Annotated in this window: 1 protein-coding gene and 1 pseudogene; both read left to right on the forward strand. The window is 56.6% G+C overall.

All coding sequences use genetic code 11. The features are described from left to right. Window positions 1-237: pseudogene (locus tag ACYVJT_RS15330) on the forward strand (IS30 family transposase); the annotation flags it as partial. Then, a partial coding sequence (locus ACYVJT_RS15335; protein WP_499418573.1) for a transposase occupies window positions 238-551 on the forward strand: 314 nt, incomplete at its 3' end. It lies immediately after the preceding pseudogene.

The raw sequence follows: 551 nt of genomic DNA on the forward strand, positions 1-551 counted from the left end.
GGACGGCCTGGACTTCCGGAGACCCAACGCCGCCGAGTCTGGGAACTATGGAAACAAGGACATTCATTTACTGAGATTTCCGAAACGGTCGACAGACCACCGGGATCGGTATTTTCGATCCTGCGGCCTCGTGGTGGGATCTGGTTCCCAGAACCCACACCCCCGCCCACAGCGTTGAGACTCGCCGAGCGGGAAGAAATTTCCCGTGGGCTAGCAGCCGAGAAATCACTTCGAACCATGGCAGCAGAACTGGGCAGAGCCCCTTCGACGATCAGTCGAGAAATCACCAAGAACAAAGGGACCAAGCAGTATCGAGCCATCGACGCTCATGACCGGGCAACCCGCAACCGTGCCCGCCCACAACGACTGAAACTCCAAAAGAATCCGGTGTTGACCAACTACGTGAGCTCACGGTTACAGCGGTATTGGTCCCCGGAACAAATCGCTGGCAGGTTGCGGTTGGACTACCCGATGAATACGCGGATGCACATCAGTCACGAGGCCATTTATCGCACCGTGTATCTGCACAAGGTCCGCAAGATACTGCCACA

This window comes from Yaniella soli, assembly GCF_054782375.1.